Annotated in this window: 16 protein-coding genes; 9 read left to right on the top strand and 7 right to left on the bottom strand. The window is 41.0% G+C overall.

The features are described from left to right. Positions 1 to 221: 221 nt before the first annotated feature. Positions 222 to 1,514 carry a carboxyl-terminal processing protease CtpC gene (gene ctpC, locus IQ259_RS10345; protein WP_193884382.1) on the top strand — a complete coding sequence of 431 codons (1,293 nt, stop codon included), beginning with the start codon at positions 222 to 224 and terminating at the stop codon, positions 1,512 to 1,514. Positions 1,515 to 1,564: 50 nt separating this feature from the next. Here ctpC and IQ259_RS10350 read toward each other — a convergent pair whose 3' ends face one another. Together IQ259_RS10350 and IQ259_RS10355 are read right to left on the bottom strand one after the other, a co-directional pair. Further along, positions 1,565 to 1,750 carry a DDE transposase family protein gene (locus IQ259_RS10350; RefSeq protein WP_193884350.1) on the bottom strand — a complete coding sequence of 62 codons (186 nt, stop codon included), beginning with the start codon at positions 1,748 to 1,750 and terminating at the stop codon, positions 1,565 to 1,567. Beyond that, positions 1,747 to 2,304, bottom strand: coding sequence for a Uma2 family endonuclease (locus IQ259_RS10355; protein WP_193884352.1), 558 nt, complete (start codon positions 2,302 to 2,304; stop codon positions 1,747 to 1,749). The genes IQ259_RS10350 and IQ259_RS10355 overlap by 4 nt, the downstream gene beginning before the upstream one ends. A 79-nt stretch (positions 2,305 to 2,383) precedes the next feature. On the opposite strand from IQ259_RS10355, the gene IQ259_RS10360 reads away from it, so the two are divergent. From IQ259_RS10360 to IQ259_RS10390, 7 genes are all read left to right on the top strand, one after another. Then, a complete protein-coding gene (locus tag IQ259_RS10360) occupies positions 2,384 to 3,016 on the top strand; it encodes a Uma2 family endonuclease (protein ID WP_193884354.1) in 633 nt (210 codons plus the stop codon). Positions 3,017 to 3,072: 56 nt separating this feature from the next. After that, on the top strand, positions 3,073 to 3,810 hold the full coding sequence (locus IQ259_RS10365) for an ABC transporter ATP-binding protein (protein ID WP_193884356.1): 738 nt from the start codon (positions 3,073 to 3,075) through the stop codon (positions 3,808 to 3,810). Between the two features lie 293 nt (positions 3,811 to 4,103). Next, on the top strand, positions 4,104 to 4,751 hold the full coding sequence (locus IQ259_RS10370) for a histidine phosphatase family protein (protein ID WP_193884358.1): 648 nt from the start codon (positions 4,104 to 4,106) through the stop codon (positions 4,749 to 4,751). Between the two features lie 76 nt (positions 4,752 to 4,827). Continuing rightward, positions 4,828 to 5,883 (top strand): glucokinase, encoded by a 1,056-nt coding sequence (locus IQ259_RS10375; protein ID WP_193884360.1) that lies wholly within the window; start codon positions 4,828 to 4,830, stop codon positions 5,881 to 5,883. 43 nt (positions 5,884 to 5,926) lie between these two features. Beyond that, positions 5,927 to 6,526, top strand: a complete 600-nt coding sequence (locus tag IQ259_RS10380; protein WP_193884362.1) for a hypothetical protein — start codon at positions 5,927 to 5,929, stop codon at positions 6,524 to 6,526. 821 nt (positions 6,527 to 7,347) lie between these two features. Continuing rightward, positions 7,348 to 9,474: an alkaline phosphatase family protein gene (locus tag IQ259_RS10385; protein WP_228014467.1), complete on the top strand. Its 2,127-nt coding sequence runs from the start codon at positions 7,348 to 7,350 to the stop codon at positions 9,472 to 9,474. A gap of 31 nt (positions 9,475 to 9,505) precedes the next feature. Further along, on the top strand, positions 9,506 to 10,222 hold the full coding sequence (locus IQ259_RS10390) for a PEP-CTERM sorting domain-containing protein (protein ID WP_193884366.1): 717 nt from the start codon (positions 9,506 to 9,508) through the stop codon (positions 10,220 to 10,222). Positions 10,223 to 10,518: 296 nt separating this feature from the next. On the opposite strand, the gene IQ259_RS10395 is transcribed toward IQ259_RS10390, so the two are convergent. Then, positions 10,519 to 10,800 (bottom strand): hypothetical protein, encoded by a 282-nt coding sequence (locus IQ259_RS10395; RefSeq protein WP_193884368.1) that lies wholly within the window; start codon positions 10,798 to 10,800, stop codon positions 10,519 to 10,521. A 157-nt stretch (positions 10,801 to 10,957) separates the two neighbouring features. Here IQ259_RS10395 and IQ259_RS10400 point away from each other — a divergent pair, with 157 nt between their 5' ends. Continuing rightward, positions 10,958 to 12,352, top strand: a complete 1,395-nt coding sequence (locus tag IQ259_RS10400; protein ID WP_193884370.1) for a TldD/PmbA family protein — start codon at positions 10,958 to 10,960, stop codon at positions 12,350 to 12,352. A 39-nt stretch (positions 12,353 to 12,391) separates the two neighbouring features. Here IQ259_RS10400 and IQ259_RS10405 read toward each other — a convergent pair whose 3' ends face one another. The 4 genes from IQ259_RS10405 to IQ259_RS27135 form a co-directional block, all read right to left on the bottom strand. Then, positions 12,392 to 12,700: a hypothetical protein gene (locus tag IQ259_RS10405; RefSeq protein ID WP_193884372.1), complete on the bottom strand. Its 309-nt coding sequence runs from the start codon at positions 12,698 to 12,700 to the stop codon at positions 12,392 to 12,394. A 672-nt stretch (positions 12,701 to 13,372) separates the two neighbouring features. Further along, positions 13,373 to 13,984, bottom strand: coding sequence for a dephospho-CoA kinase (gene coaE / locus IQ259_RS10410; protein ID WP_193884374.1), 612 nt, complete (start codon positions 13,982 to 13,984; stop codon positions 13,373 to 13,375). Positions 13,985 to 14,023: 39 nt separating this feature from the next. Continuing rightward, positions 14,024 to 15,616: a uroporphyrinogen-III C-methyltransferase gene (cobA, locus tag IQ259_RS10415; RefSeq protein ID WP_193884376.1), complete on the bottom strand. Its 1,593-nt coding sequence runs from the start codon at positions 15,614 to 15,616 to the stop codon at positions 14,024 to 14,026. A gap of 6 nt (positions 15,617 to 15,622) precedes the next feature. Next, on the bottom strand, positions 15,623 to 15,896 hold a 274-nt coding region (locus IQ259_RS27135), incomplete at its 5' end, for a hypothetical protein (protein ID WP_228014468.1).

Here is a 15,896-nt window from a genome sequence, read left to right on the forward strand (position 1 = left end):
TGCTGTTGGCTGCTGCTCGCCGAGAAGCGACTGTTGTTAGCGACGCAGGAAAATCACCGGAAGAACTAGTAGAGTTTAAAATTTCATACTTCAGACTTTCCCACCTCGCCGGATTGTCAAGTATTTTGATGAAGTTAGGAATACATGCCCGGTCTTTGCAGAATACCTGTGTTAGATTGGGCATACTGACTATTATTTTTCCCTCTGACACAGCTGTCATTATGGTGATTACAAAAAGTAGGCTTGTTTTGGGTGCTACGGCAGTAACACTCTCCACAATTGCTGTTACTAGCTTGGGCATTCACTCGCGTGGTCAGGCTTTATTTAAAGCAAGTCCCAAGGAAACAGTAGACGAAGTTTGGCAAATTGTTAACCGCCAATACGTAGATGGCACTTTTAATCAGGTAGATTGGCAGGCTGTTCGTAAGGAGTACCTGAACAAGTCTTACAGTAATCAGCAAGAAGCGTATAAATCCATCCGGGAAATGCTGAAAAAACTGGGCGATCCTTACACCCGGTTTATGGATCCATCAGAATTCAAGAATATGCAGGTTGATACCTCTGGGGAACTCATAGGTATCGGTATTACCATCAGTCAGGATGAGAAAACTAAGCAATTGGTTGTGATTGCGCCGATTGAAGATACACCAGCATTTAAAGCTGGAATTTTAGCGAAAGATGTCATCCTGAAAATTAACGGTAAAAGTACTCAGGGAATGGATACAAACCAAGCTGTATCCCTGATTCGAGGTGAAGCAAACACGAAAGTTACTCTGACAATTCAGCGGAGTGGCGCTATCAAGCAATTTGATATAAAAAGAGCGCGAATTGAAATTCATCCAGTACGTTATTCTCAAAAACAAACACCAGCAGGTAATATTGGCTACATTCGCCTGAACCAATTCAGCGCTAATGCTGGTAAGGAAATGCAAAATGCAATTAAAGATTTAGAGTCTAAACGGGTTGCTGGATATGTTCTAGACCTACGTGGTAATCCAGGTGGCTTGTTATTCTCTAGTGTAGAAATTGCCAGAATGTGGCTGGATAAAGGTACGATTGTTTCTACTATTGACCGTCAAGGTGAGCAAGAAAGAGAAATAGCCAGAGGACGCGCTCTGACAAATAAACCATTGGTGGTGTTGGTAGATAAAGGTTCAGCTAGTGCTAGTGAAATTTTATCTGGAGCTTTACAAGATAATAAACGTGCTGTTTTGGTGGGTACTCAGACCTTTGGTAAAGGTTTAGTCCAATCGGTGCGTCCTTTGGAAGATGGCTCAGGATTGGCGGTGACAATTGCTAAATATCACACTCCCAAAGGTAAAGATATTAATAAGCACGGGGTTGATCCAGATGTGAAGGTGGATTTGACCGATACTCAAAGGCAAGATTTGTGGCTAAACGAGCGTGAAAAACTTGCCACACTGGCAGATCCGCAATTTGCCAAAGCCGTGGAAGTATTAGGTAAGCAAATTGCTGCCAAAGGCATTACTAGGAGTAGCGCAGACACAAAATAATTAGGCACAAATAGATATTTCTTTTGCCTTTTGCCTTTTTACTTTTATCTTTACTGGGGTTGGCACTTACCAGCCCTGATTAACCCAATCCGTCGAGCGATCGCTTCTTCTTGGGAAACAAAAGTCCCCCATTTCTCTATAACCTCTTGATCATCGTCTCTAACTAAGTCGCTGGGGAAAATTTCGCATTTGCCAGTATTGCGCTTGACAATATACCAAAGTTGTGTATTTTTCATTTTTGGCTATTAATAATTTTTTCTACCGCCACATCAATATCGGGAAATGCTAGTGGTTGAATTGTTCCCGTCGTTAATGTTTTTTTTGTGGCATATTCTCCATCTAGAATTTCTCTAAATATTACTAAATATTGCTTTTTTAAATTGACAACCCAATATTCTAAAATACCCGCTTGGGCGTAAATTTTACTTTTTATCTCTAAATCTTTTTCTAAACTAGAGTTCGCATACTCAATCAACAAAAAAATATTTTCTGGGTAAGGATGATGTTTTCGATACTCATCTCCCAAACGTTGGACAACGGCAATATCCGGTTCTGGTTCCGAGTTATTGGGTAAGGTGATAGGTTTAGCTTGACGTACTGCAACACTTTTACCTAATAGATCCATTAAATACTCTGCTGCTTCATAGCTACAATAAGCGTGAGGTTCTCCTTCTGGCGACATTTCTACAATTTCTCCGTTTAATAGTTCTACTTTATGATCGCTTAAAATGCCAGCATTAATCATGCGGTGATATTCGTCAATCGTCCATTTAGCAACAATCACACTCATAGCGATCGCTTCCTCCGATGTTATTCATGATGTTATCTTAGCAAGTGTACATATACCGCAGGTTCTGTTGATTTACAGCATGAATACTGTCATCACAGCAGAAAGAATTGATTTGCCTCCTGGCGCTGTCCTCAAACTCTTGGGAAACTGGCAAGACTATCAAAAAATGCTCTTGGTGTTGGGCGATCGCGCCATACCCCGCATTAAATACAGACCAGGAGAGATTTTGTTAATGGCACCGTTACCCGAACATGGAAGAGATGTAAGTTTACTGGCTGATATTGCTAAGGTTTTGCTTGACCATTTAAACCTTAGATACGACTCCTTTACACCCATAACCATAAGTTTGCCAGAGGTTAGCGGTATTGAGCCTGATTTTTGCTTTTACATTGAAAATTGGCGATCGGCGGTAGGTAAAAGTCGGATTGATTGGCAAAATGACCCTCCGCCCGACTTGGCAATTGAAATAGATGTTACTACTTATACCGACATTAATGATTATCTTGTATATAAAGTGCCAGAGGTTTGGCTATTAAGAAATAAACGTTTGTTGGTTTACAGGTTGCAAGGCGAAACTTATGTGCTTGGGGAAAGTAAATATTTTTCTAACATTTCGGAAATTGTGCAGCAATGTTTTCAAATTGCTAGTGAAGAAACAACAAGTGAGGTAATTAGATGGTTGAAAAATTTTTTGGTATCTACACAAAAATGATTCACTAATATAGAAAAATTTTTCTAATTTTAGATTTAAACCGCAGATAAACGCAGATGGACGCAGATAGAAGAAATATACAAGATTTTAAAATTTTAGAAGTTCAAGAACTTGATGTTAATTATGGCGGTATTCAAGCGCTGAAAAAAATTAATTTAACTATTAGTAAAGGTGAGGTAGTTACTTTAATTGGTGCGAATGGTGCTGGTAAAACTACTACACTCAGAGCCATATCGAAAATAGTTAATCCTAAAAGTGGTGCAATTATTTATAGTGGACGCAATATTACCCGCCATCAAACTCACGAAGTTGTAAAACTGGGAATTGCTCATTGTCCAGAAGGAAGGAGAGTATTAGCAAAGCAAACAGTTTTTGATAACTTACTATTGGGTGCTTATATACGTTCCAACCAAGGAGAAATTAAAGCAGATATTCAGCATCAATTTGAGTTATTTCCGCGTTTGTCACAGCGTCGCCATCAATTAGCAGGAACTCTCAGCGGTGGTGAACAGCAAATGTTGGCGATCGCTCGTGCTTTAATGAGTAGACCACAACTGTTATTATTAGATGAGCCTAGTTTAGGTTTAGCACCTGCGATCGTTAAAGAAATCTTCTCAATTATCGAAAATTTACGGGCTACAGGCGTTACCATTCTGTTAGTTGAACAAAACGCTCATCTTGCCTTACAAATTGCTGATAGAGGATATGTTTTAGAAGCTGGTTCTATCACATTAACAGGTGCAGCATCAGAATTAATTAATGATGAACGGGTGAAAAAAGCTTATTTGGGATAATTCGTAATTACTTCAGAAGAATAGTAGGTTGGGTGGAGCAACAGCGAAACCCAACATTCGTTACTTGAGCGTGGTGATGTGGCGAATTTTTTTCCACACATCCAGATTGGACAATTAAGATTCTCTCAGCTATTCGGCTGGTTAAAACTGTAGGGTGAGTATTTTAATTTATACCTAAAAACATATTTAATTATTACAAATAATTACAATATCTGTCATATATTGGGTTTGCACCTGTCTTTTAAAATGCCTATTTTCCCATAGGTGTGAACTCTATTGCCTTAAATAAACCCATGAGTCAGATAATCTGGATCGCAAGACACGCCAACCGCCTCGATTTTGTAAACCCCGATTGGTTCCTCACTGCTGAACGACGCTACGATCCACCCTTATCTGATGATGGTTTCGTGCAGGGAAAACAATTAGCTCAACGCTTGAAAACGGAAAAAATCACCCATATTTTTGCTTCTCCTTTCCTAAGAACAGTGCAAACGGCGAATGCAGTCGCAGAAGCTTTGGATTTATCTATTAAATTGGAAACAGGCCTGAGTGAATGGCTAAATCCTGAATGGATGACTGAAGAACCAGAAAGACTATCAGTTCCAGCCTTAAAAGAGTTATTCCCCAGAATTGACAGCAGCTACACACAGCGCATTGCTGCTACATACCCTGAAACTCACGAACAAGTACGTGCACGTTCAGGACAAACAGCCAGATGTCTAGCAGCAGAATTTTTTCCAGAGCATATTTTATTAGTAGGACATGGTGCTTCTGTTCTAGGTGCAGCAATGGGTTTAGTAGGTGAAGTTGCTAAAACCGAAGTTAAGGCTTCTTTGTGTTCCTTAGTCAAGGTTGTGCTTCAAGACTCAGAATGGTTGTTAGAACTAAAGGGGGATACTTCTCATCTAACTCAGGTAGAGGAAGTGATTCGATTTGCGTAAAAAGGTAGGGGGATGTAGAGTCTCTACAGCAAGATTTCGCTCTAGAAAAAAGTAGTTCACTTACCAATCAGTATTTATGACTTTGTTACTAGCAGGAGATATCGGCGGGACAAAAACCATTTTGCAATTGGTTGAAACATCAGAATCACAAGGTTTACAGACTATTTATGAGGAAAGTTATCGCAGTGGAGATTTTCCTGATTTAGTCCCGATGGTGCAGCAGTTTTTGGTTAAAGCTAATACAGCAACTCCCCAAAAAGCTTGTTTTGCGATCGCTGGGCCTGTGGTAGACAATACTGCTAAGTTAACCAATTTGGCATGGTTTCTAGATACCGAACGTCTGCAACAAGAATTAGGTATTGCTTCGATTTCTTTAATTAATGACTTTGCTGCTGTTGGTTACGGCATTTTCGGCTTAAGCACCAAAGATTTACTGACTTTACAAACTGGTAAACACAAACCAGAAGCACCTATCGCCATCATTGGCGCTGGTACTGGTTTAGGACAAGGCTTTTTAATGAAGTATGGCAATCATTATCAAGTTTTTCCTTCCGAAGGTGGTCATGCCGACTTTGCCCCCCGAAATGAGTTAGAGTTTCAACTGATGAAATACTTGCTGGATAAACATGATACCCAGCGCGTTTCTGTGGAACGCGTCGTGTCTGGTTTGGGTATTGTATCTATTTATCAATTTTTGCGCGATCGCGCAGAACGCAGTACCCTGACGGGTGAACGCAAACATGCTACCGAATCACCAGAAATCGCCCAAATCGTCAGAACTTGGGAACAAGAAGCCGGACAACCTGAAAAAAGTGTCGATCCTGGCGCTGTAATTGGCAAAGCCGCAGTCCAAAAAAGCGATCGCCTCTCGGAACAAACTTTACAACTGTTTGTCGATGCTTACGGTGCAGAAGCCGGAAATCTCGCCCTGAAACTCTTACCTTACTGCGGCTTGTATATTGCTGGTGGGATTGCACCGAAAATCTTGCCGTTGATTCAAAACGGCAATTTCTTATTGAACTTTAGCCAAAAAGGCAGAATGCGTTCTCTCTTAGAAGAAATACCCGTGTATATTATTCTCAACCCTCACGTGGGGCTAATAGGTGCGGCTTTGTGTGCAGCTAGGTTATAACACTAACATCATCAGTAATATCTGCATCGACAAAGCTAAAACTATGACATTCAAAAGATTGTTACCATTAATGGCTGCTACACTTGTTTGTGGTGGCTCTTTTATTGTGGAAGCGCGTCAACCCCAGCAATCAGTTGCGCCAAAAAAAGAAACTGTTGCTCAACCAATCCAACCAAAATGGAAGTTATTCCGTGCGCCTGATGGTCGTTTTACAGTGTTAATGCCTGGAACACCTAATAAGGAAACCCAAACTCAAAAAACTCATATGGGGGAAATAGATTTAGAAATATTTGCGGCAGAACCACCGAAGCAGCAAGTTGCTTATGTAGTTGTTTATAACGATTTTCCTCACAGTTATGGTCAACTGACCAATCCTCAAACCATATTAGATCAAGCACAGTATATGGTTTTAAAAACTACGAAAAGTAGTTTAATTCGCCAGCGCAATATTCGCAGTTCTAACGGTCATCCAGGCAAAGAAATTGAGTTTGTTAATGCCGGAGGTAAAATTACTAGAAGTAGGATGTATGTTGCAGAAGGCAGACTTTATCAAGTCATGGCTATCACCACTAAAAAGCAACAAAAAACTCTAGGTAAAACTATTACAGGCTATTTGAATTCTTTCCATGTAGTTTTGAAATAGTCAGATAATCTACCGCCTTGGATTTAAATCCAAGGCGATCGCATGTTTGTCAGATAAGTAAAGTTATAGTGGCAATTATGGCAATAGCTAAGGCCGTTATGATAAGCTAATCGTCATTTAAATTGCACCATTTTCATGGTAATCAAAGCTGCAAACCCTCTCCCTTGCTCCCTGCTCCCTGCCCCCCTGCGGCCTCAATGTGCAAATTAAATGCTTAACAGCTTATCGGCAGATGATCAACTTAAAGACTCAAAGGCTTTTAACTCTGTAATCTGTCACATGCTATGTTAATTATTACTAGATAACGCGATGTGCGACTTAATATTCGTAACAAGTTGGTCGAACTGAAGAGGGTCGCAACTGTGACGATTAAGCCAGAAACAGACGGTATGAGCTAAAGTTTTACGATTGAGATTTTTCCCTCATTCCACTTACTGGTAACGATTTTCTCGTTCCCGTGCGGATTGTGGGAATTTTCTGTTTAATCTTTTGCTCCACTTAAGATTTTCATAGCCTTTCGTTAACATGCTGTCAATAAATTGAGAATAGAAAAGCAGGGGGGAAGGGAGCTCTTAGCAGGGGAGAAAAGCCACCTACAAGAGATGGGGTTTTAACCAAAGGTGAAAGGGAGCAAGGGAGCCTGAACGAAGTTCGGTTTGTACCTACAGTCCCCTCTTCTCCCTGCCCCCTGCCTCTAATCAATCATCTCAGTCGATTGACGGTATTTTACTTACGGAGGACAAGTGAGCAGATATTTAAAATTCTATGGAATAAATAAAGCATTTTCGTGGCTATGGCGGACTTTGAGACACAAGTTATTTATGCGCCTATCCATTGTGGTGCTGGTGACATTTTTCTTCAGCTTAACTTTGCATTCTATAGTGGCTCAACCAGTATCAAGTGCATCGCATCCTAAAGTGATTTTAATTTCTTTGGATGGCGCAACACCAGATTTTGTTGAAAAGTATTTGACAGAAGGTGTACTGAGTCCTAGACAGGGCTTGGGACTGCTGAGAAATCAAGGAGTTTACGCAGAGCAAAACATCACCTGTAGCGCATCTCTAACTGCGGCTTGTCATATAGCGATTGGTACAGGTTCAACTGCTGCTCGTAATGATATTAACGCCAACACATTCCACTTGGTTGCTAGTCCATTTAATTCTAATATCAGCGGTTTTGGCGCTCCCATTGGGGGCTATTCTACTTTTGGCCCGGCTGCAAGTATACAACCTACGGCTGAACCAGTGTGGATTGGACTCCAGCGCAATGGTAAGCAAGTTGTGGCGGCTACATTTCCCGGTGCAGATGGAATTGATGTACGAGTACCGGGTTTAGCTAATAGCCCAATTATTGATCCTTCCAGTAGAAGAACTGTATCTTACACAGTTCCTTTTGGTGCTTTTGCTGGGGTAGGTGCGAGTGGTTTTAGTTTAACCGCCGCTAATTTTAGTCCAGCTTCTAGCCAAATAGTTAGTCAACTCAATAGTGCGAGAAGAGTTTCTTACAGCCCAATCCAGCAAGCTGCTTTAAACGATCGCTTTACTGTTGGTGGTGTCAGCTATGATATCCAAGTTGCGGCATTAGATACAACAAACGATCGCCGCACCAATTATGATACGCTGGTTTTCTTCGATGCTCAGATTGGTATTCCTGCTGGGCCTTTCAGTTTACCATCAACTGGCCCTGCCTATGTCAGAGCGCGCGATCGTCGTTCTAGCCTATTTTACTTTGAAGGTAGTTCCAATGAAGCGGGAACAGGATTTTATGTCAGCAATCTTGCCCCTGACCTGAGTACTGTGAGAATTGCTCGTTATTCTGCTAATGCGATTCCGCGAAATCCAGTAGTGCAAACCACTGTTGATGATGTGCTTAGTAACGTTGGTTTCTGGGCTCCCCAACCTGATTTTCGGATTCCCCAACGCATCAGCCCTGGATTTAACGCTTTCCCCGACACAGAACTAGAAGCAGTTTACGCAGACTTAGTACGACTTTTTGTAGACTATCAAACTCGATTGGCGTTGAGAGCAATTAACCAAAATCCCGATGCTGATTTAGTCATGGTTTATATTGAACAACCAGATGGCTCAGAACACCAGTTTCTGTTAACTGACCCCCGTCAGCCTAGTGAACCAACTAATCCATCGTCTATTGGCGCAGGACAAGATCAAGCCAAAGTCGCTCGATACAGAACCTATGTACAGACTGCTTATCGGGCTGCTAATAATGCTGTACAGCGCATTATTAATACGGTAGGTACAAATCGCCAAGGTGTACCCAACAGTAATATCCTAGTTGTCTCAGATCACGGCTTTTCACCCTTCCATACAGCAGTGAGTCTGAATAACTACCTGATTAGTAGAGGTTTTGACTTAACTAGAGTCAGAGCAATTACATCAGGGCCAGCAGCCAATATTTATATTAGCCTTCAAGGACGTGAACCCAACGGCGTTGTGACTCGCGCTGAATATGTAACTCTGCAACAGCAAATTGTCACAGCTTTGCGGGAATTTGTAGACACCAATCCCAACTACGCCCCAGGCGGACGACAAGCAATTTTTGATGAGATATACCCTCGTCCGTTACCAGCTGATTTGAACGATCCGAAATTTGGATTGGGTACAAGCGAATTTGTTGGTCAAGATACTGGTGATGTCTTTGCAATTATGAGCGAAGGATACAACTTTGATGGCACACAAAGTCCATTTGTACCACGTTTAGGCGATACCAATAGCTCAGTTTTATCTGTGCCTAGTTTCTACGGGGCGCATGGCTATGACCCAACAATACCGAATCTTAGTGCCATTTTTTACGCCGCAGGCCCTGACATCAATCGTCGCGGCAATATCGGCACAATTCGCAATATCGATATAGCCCCAACTATCAACAGCATACTTGGTGTTCCTTCTGCCCCAACAGTTCAAGGACAAGCCCTCAATCTTAGAAACTGATTACTTAATTATTTTCGGAGTGCTGAATTTCATGTCCAGATTTCAGTTTAATTTACTTGCGATCGCTGTAGCCTTAATTAGTGTACCAACGATTTTAACCTCTGCACCTGCTCATGCAGCTTTGCTGAACGGCGGCTTTGAAAATGGTAATTTCACTGATTGGTTGACAGTCGGTAACACCAGTATTCAAACTGCTGACTTTGGCAGTAACCCCACTGAAGGCAACTTCCAAGCTTTAATATCCACAACTGCTGATGGTATAACTGCTACTCCAGGAGAATTAGAAGATTTCTTAGGGTTAGCACCATTCAGTTTAGATGATATCAACGGGCCAATCTTTAGCGGCTCGGCAATCCAGCAAGAATTCTCAGCAGTTGCAGGACAAACTCTCAGCTTTGGGTGGAATTTCTTAACGAATGAAGCCAGCCAATCTCCTAGCTTTAATGGCTTTGCTTTTGTTAACATCGACTCCCTTGAGCGACTCGCTGACACATTCTCAACCTTGATTCCTAGTTCCACAACTTTTCTCAGTGAAACTGGATATCAGACTTTTTCCTACACCATCCCCACCACCGGCACTTATTCTCTAGGTATTGGTGTGGCGACTGTGGGTGATTCTTTCGGTAGTTTTGGCGTTCTTGTAGACAATGCTGCTGTCGTACCTGAGTCTGACTCTGTTGTGGGTGTATTAGCTGTTGGTGCTTTGAGTTTCGGCTATATGCTGAGACGCAGACAAAAGAAACGTTAAATATAAACCAATACGGTTCAGTTAAGAATAATTGTAGGTTGGGTTGAACGAAGTGAAACCCAACAAATGCCCAAAAACGTTGGATTACCCTACGGGAAGCAAGCTACGTTCCTCAACCCAACCTACGCAAATTTATTTTTCTAGCTTAACTGAACCGTATTGAAATATAAACGTGAGTTCGACAGATTAAAAACCCCTCTCCATAGAGCGAAGCTCTTCTCGTAGAGTACCTCTCCCCTACAAGGCTACGGTGTACACACATCTCGGATGAGAAGCAAAAACTCGGCTTGATCCCCCTAAATCTTTTGAACAAGTCTTGAATACTGACGGACGAGTCTTTGATACTCGCGGATGAGTTTTTGATACTCGCGGATGAATCTTTGATACTCGTGAATGAGTTTTTGATACTCGTGAATGAGTTTTTGATACTCACGGACGAGTCTTTGATACTCACGAATGAGTCTTTGATACTCGTGAATGAGTCTTTGATACTCGCGGACGAGTCTTAAATACTCGTGAATGAGTTTTTGATACTCACGAACGAGTCTTTGATACTCGCCTATGGCGAAACCCAGCAATGGCGAGGCTTTTGGATGTTGGGTTTCGCGATCGCTCCACCCAACCTACTCCTGTATATTGCACAATAAATATAGTTCGTTGTAATAACTAATAATTCCTTGATAGTATAAATCCCCAGATTTATCTGTGGAGTCAATCTAAAATCTAAAATTGTAAATGCCAACTACACTTGCTGACGCACAAAATTTAGTTTCCGACCTCATCTCCCGCTACTCATCCCGTGTAGATTATTTGATGATTCGCCTAGAGGAAGCGGAAGGGACTGACATCTTGTTGCGTGGCGACAAGGTAGAAACCCTGAGTGAAGGTATTTCCATTGGTGGACATATTCGAGCTTGTTATAAAGGTGGCTGGGGTTTGAGCAGTTTTAACCAGCTTTCTACTATTAAAGAACGAATTGAAGAAGCGATCGCAGCTGCTCGGATGGTTGGTGATGAAGAAACTTTACTTGCTCCCATTGACCCAGTGCAAGCCATCTGTGAACTACCGCTCACAGGTACAGATCCACGTAAAATTAGCTTATCGCAGAAAAAAGAATTGTGCGATCGCTACACTCAACTATTAAAAAGTGTTGACCCCCAAATCACCACAACTTCAGTCCGCTACGGTGACAGCGCCCAGAGAATTATTATCGCTACCTCCGAAGGTACTTTCATTGACCAATCTTGGGTAGACATGGAAATGCGCTTCGCCGCCACTGCACGAAATGGCGAAACTGTCCAAACTGGACGGGAAACTACAGGCTCTCGCAAAGCCTACGAAGATTTAGTTAACTTAGATGAACAAGTCAAAAATGCTGCCCAAAGAGCGGTTGCAGCATTATCTCTACCATCAGTCAAAGGTAATACCTACACGGTAGTTATTGATCCCATCCTTACGGGTTTATTCGTTCATGAAGCTTTTGGACATCTTTCCGAAGCAGATATGGCTTACGAAAATCCCGATTTACTGGAAGTAATGACCATCGGACGGCGGTTTGGGCCAAAAGAACTGCAAATTTTTGATGGTGCAGCCCCGGAAGGACATCGCGGGAGTTATTTTTATGATGACGAAGGTACGCCCGCCACTACCACCCAACTTATCCAAGATGGGATTTTGGTAGGACGGTTACATTCTCGTGAAACTGCTGGCAAATTAGACGAAGTACCCACAGGCAATGCCCGTTGTCTTAATTATCACTTTAGTCCCATTGTCCGCATGACCAATACCTGGATTGAACCTGGTAAAACCCCAGTTGCAGATTTATTCACAGGTATCAAAGAAGGCGTATATGCCCGTAATTGGTTAGGTGGGATGACCAACGGCGAAATGTTCACCTTTAGCGCCGGGGAAGCATGGATGATTAGAAACGGCAAAATTGCTGAACCCGTTAAGGATGTGACACTTTCCGGTAACGTTTTTCAAACCCTAGCTGATATTGAAGCAATTGGCGATGATTTCTACTGGGATGAGTCTGGTGGCTGCGGTAAAGGTGGACAAAATGGTTTACCTGTTGGTTGCGGTGGCCCCAGCCTCCGAATTAGGGATGTAGTAGTAGGTGGAGAAAGTTAAATAATTCGTAATTCGTAATTCGTAATTAAGAACTACGCATTACGAATTATCTATGACTTTTTTCAGCAAAGCCATCCACATATCTGGCGGGTCGGCATAATAATCTATTTCTTCAACTTGATAGTGAGACAATTCAGAACCACGCCGCAAAATAATGTAATCGCGAGGCTTGATACCTCTCCCTACACCAGTCATTTGTCCTGCCAAACCTTGATTTAACGGCTCAAATACATAATCTCTACCCTTAATAAATTGGCTATAATCATGCGTTTTTTGCTGCTGGTTTCGTTGATGTTTTAATACAAGTACTAGCGGCCACCAATTAAATAAATTGAAACTTAAGTTCATACCTGTTCTGACACAAAATACAAAAGATTTTTCCAAAATCATGTTTAAAAATATCGATTTTACTATATGAATAGGCATCCTTCTCAATAATTTATCTAGAAAACATAGAAGATAAATTCTTGTTATAGCAGGTGACAGGGTTAAAAGTCTTTTAGTGCGTGAGTTTTATCATTGGCCGATGTCCTAACTGCCTTGGCTACTGCTATAATAATTAGCTGCATCTGATGCAAAAAATTATCTAAATATCTCAGAAAAATTGCTATTTATGTAGATAACAAGACAAAATTGATAAGATTCCCAACTGTTTTTAAAATATATCCAAGAATAATTTTATAAGCAGTATCTAAAATGGATGCAGGTTTTTTGCAGACATAATTCTGAATTTTAATTGTTTAATTTCTGTCAGAGAATAATATCTGTGTTAGTAATGATGCCAACCGTACTGTCTTAAAGCCACCGAATTTCCTATGACAGACTCCTATAATATGAAGTTACTGCATAAATTACAAGGTATAAATGGTAGTGTCCACAGTAAAATTACTAAGTTATTCGTAGATAAAAATTAGATTATTTGCAGATAAAGATTTGGAATGTGTCTTGTTTTCCTGACTTTAACTTATTGATTAATCTAAAAATTCACGATCGCATCAGATTGTCATGAATCTACATTTATTAATCAAAACTATTTATACTTATCGTAGTTTTTTTTAAGGCAACATCTACCTGATGTAGTAATATTTCTGGAGTAGAAGAGTTATCTAACACAACATTTGCACGAGCTACTTTTTCTGTCAAAGGTAATTGGCTTTGAATCCGTGCTTGTGCTTGTTCTCGATTGAGATGATTTCGCTGTATTAATCTTTGTAACTGTTGTGCCTCAGAACAAATTACTACCCAAATTTCTGTAACTAAATGTGTCATCTGTGCTTCAAATAATAGAGGAATGACTAGCACCAGAGTTTCATAGCTTGATGTAGCAATTGCTTGGAGAAAACACTTGCTGACATAAGGATGAATCAAATCCTCTACCCATTGGCGTTCATTTTGGTTTTGAAAGATAATTTCGCCTAAGTGTTGACGGTTGAGATTGCCGTCAGGAAGTAATATTTCTTCACCGTAACGTTGAGCGATCGCTCTTAAAATAGGTGAACCAATAGATACTGCATCCCTAGCATAAATATCAGCGTCAAAAATTGGCAGGTCATAAGCACTGGCTAAATAATTCGTAACAGTGGTTTTACCTGTAGCAATTCCTCCTGTTAACCCAATAATGCGTTTGGTCATTGCTCAATAGTCAAAGATCAATGGCTAAAGAATAAAATTTCATACTTCATACTTTTTAATTAAAACTTGAGTTAGTCCATCTAAAGTATATTCTTCAGCCTCTACATCCACCCGTCCGAATAAAGAATGACAAGTTTTGGAAGTTTGGGGGCCGATGGAAGCAATACAAACATTCTGTAAATAATTTTCTGCTAGAGATGATTGTATGGCATCAGAGTTATGAGCAAATGCGGTGTCTATAATTTGACAGAAAAACTGCACAGTTTTGGAACTAGCAAAGGTAACAATATCTACCTGATGATTTTGTAAAGCTAACTTTGCTGATTCTGGAATATTACTGGGACAGCAAGATTGATAAGCTGCAACTTCAATAACTTCTGCGCCTTTAGCAGCTAATTCTTTAACTAAAATTTCTCGTCCACCACTTTCGACTCTGGGGAATAAAATCTTTTTCCCAAACAAATTTTCGGGAAAGTTTTCCACTAAAGAATCTGCGACAAAGTTAGGAGGAATAAAATCTGGTTGTAGACCTTGTTGTTTGAGACTTTGGGCAGTTTTCTCACCAACAACAGCAATTTTGACATTAGCTAAAGCACGAGAATCTCTACCTTGTGCAGTTAGTCTGGCAAAAAAGTATTCAATAGCGTTGGTAGAAGTGAGAATTAACCAGTCGAAGTCAGATAAACTAGCGATCGCATGATCTAAATCTGACCAGCTAGAAGGCGGCCTGATTTCTAAAGTCGGCATCTCAATGACTGTAGCACCAACTGCCTTCAGGCGATCGCTAAATTCATTCGATTGTCCCACAGAACGGGTGACTAAGATAGTTTTTCCTGCGAGGGGGAGGTTGTTGGACATAATTGCGAGACTAGGAATAATTGCTGTAGTCGAATCCTCAGAATATATTTTCTCAGATTGCAAGTAATTGCGTAGCCCGACAACCTCACCAATCACAATGACAGCTGGTGAGAGAAATAACCCAGCCGTTTTTTCTAAAATATTGTTTAGTTGACCAGTCCAAATTTGTTGATTAGGTGTTCCAGCCCAGTGGATAATCGCAATGGGAGTGAGATGCGATCGGCCACGCCGCAACAATTGATGTAATATCTCTGGTAGATGTTGTCCGCCCATCAAGATTACTAGTGTTTCTAACCTTGATAGCGCCTCCCAATCTAAAGCATCTGGTTCGTGTGCTGTAAACACAGCAAAACAGCGACTCATCACGGGGTCTGTTAACGGAATTCCGGCGAATAATGGTGCTGCTAAAGCTGAAGAAATTCCTGGGACTACCTCAAACTCACAACCAGCGACTTTTAAAGCTTCAATTTCTGAGGTACAGCGTCCAAAAATAAACGGGTCGCCTGATTTCAACCTTACAACTTGTTTACCTGCTTGGCAGTGCTGCACCAATAATTTGTTAATCTCAGTTTGGGGTGTACTGGGTTTACCACCACGTTTACCGACATCTAACTTCAAACAATCGGGTGTTACACACTGCAACAATTGTTCATCTACCAGCGCATCGTATATCAATACCTCAGTCACAGCCAAGAGATTATAAGCTTTTACTGTTAGGTATGCTATGTCTCCTGTCCCGGCACCCACGAGGTAAACTTTGCCTGTAATAGTCATTTTTCATTAGTTTTTTACTAGATTGTAGCTAGATAAAATTATTTCTCTTTCACCAATAAACGTTTTGATCAACCACAGCCTAATTTCTCTTATTTTTTTGACATCCCACAGTGCATCTCTCCAAAAATGATGTAGTGTTTGGCTATCTTTTAAGGGACTTCCAGAGAATAAGATATACAAGCCATAAAAATGATAATCATTCTGAAGGGGGAAAGAGCAGTTGCCGTCGGCAACTGCTCTTTCCTCCCAAATATATGCAAGATAAATGTCTGCACTCAAC

It is taken from the genome of Fortiea sp. LEGE XX443, assembly GCF_015206815.1.
In the GTDB taxonomy this organism is placed as follows: Bacteria; Cyanobacteriota; Cyanobacteriia; order Cyanobacteriales; family Nostocaceae; genus Nostoc_B.

Coding starts and splice junctions, on each gene's coding strand:
- IQ259_RS10350 (WP_193884350.1), bottom strand. CDS start 1,750: ATGAAAAATACACAACTTTGGTATATTGTCAAGCGCAATACTGGCAAA.
- ctpC (WP_193884382.1), top strand. CDS start 222: ATGGTGATTACAAAAAGTAGGCTTGTTTTGGGTGCTACGGCAGTAACA.
- IQ259_RS10370 (WP_193884358.1), top strand. CDS start 4,104: ATGAGTCAGATAATCTGGATCGCAAGACACGCCAACCGCCTCGATTTT.
- IQ259_RS10365 (WP_193884356.1), top strand. CDS start 3,073: ATGGACGCAGATAGAAGAAATATACAAGATTTTAAAATTTTAGAAGTT.
- coaE (WP_193884374.1), bottom strand. CDS start 13,984: ATGACCAAACGCATTATTGGGTTAACAGGAGGAATTGCTACAGGTAAA.
- IQ259_RS10385 (WP_228014467.1), top strand. CDS start 7,348: ATGCGCCTATCCATTGTGGTGCTGGTGACATTTTTCTTCAGCTTAACT.
- IQ259_RS10390 (WP_193884366.1), top strand. CDS start 9,506: ATGTCCAGATTTCAGTTTAATTTACTTGCGATCGCTGTAGCCTTAATT.
- IQ259_RS10380 (WP_193884362.1), top strand. CDS start 5,927: ATGACATTCAAAAGATTGTTACCATTAATGGCTGCTACACTTGTTTGT.
- IQ259_RS10375 (WP_193884360.1), top strand. CDS start 4,828: ATGACTTTGTTACTAGCAGGAGATATCGGCGGGACAAAAACCATTTTG.
- IQ259_RS10405 (WP_193884372.1), bottom strand. CDS start 12,700: ATGAACTTAAGTTTCAATTTATTTAATTGGTGGCCGCTAGTACTTGTA.
- IQ259_RS10360 (WP_193884354.1), top strand. CDS start 2,384: ATGAATACTGTCATCACAGCAGAAAGAATTGATTTGCCTCCTGGCGCT.
- IQ259_RS10400 (WP_193884370.1), top strand. CDS start 10,958: ATGCCAACTACACTTGCTGACGCACAAAATTTAGTTTCCGACCTCATC.
- IQ259_RS10355 (WP_193884352.1), bottom strand. CDS start 2,304: ATGAGTGTGATTGTTGCTAAATGGACGATTGACGAATATCACCGCATG.
- cobA (WP_193884376.1), bottom strand. CDS start 15,616: ATGACTATTACAGGCAAAGTTTACCTCGTGGGTGCCGGGACAGGAGAC.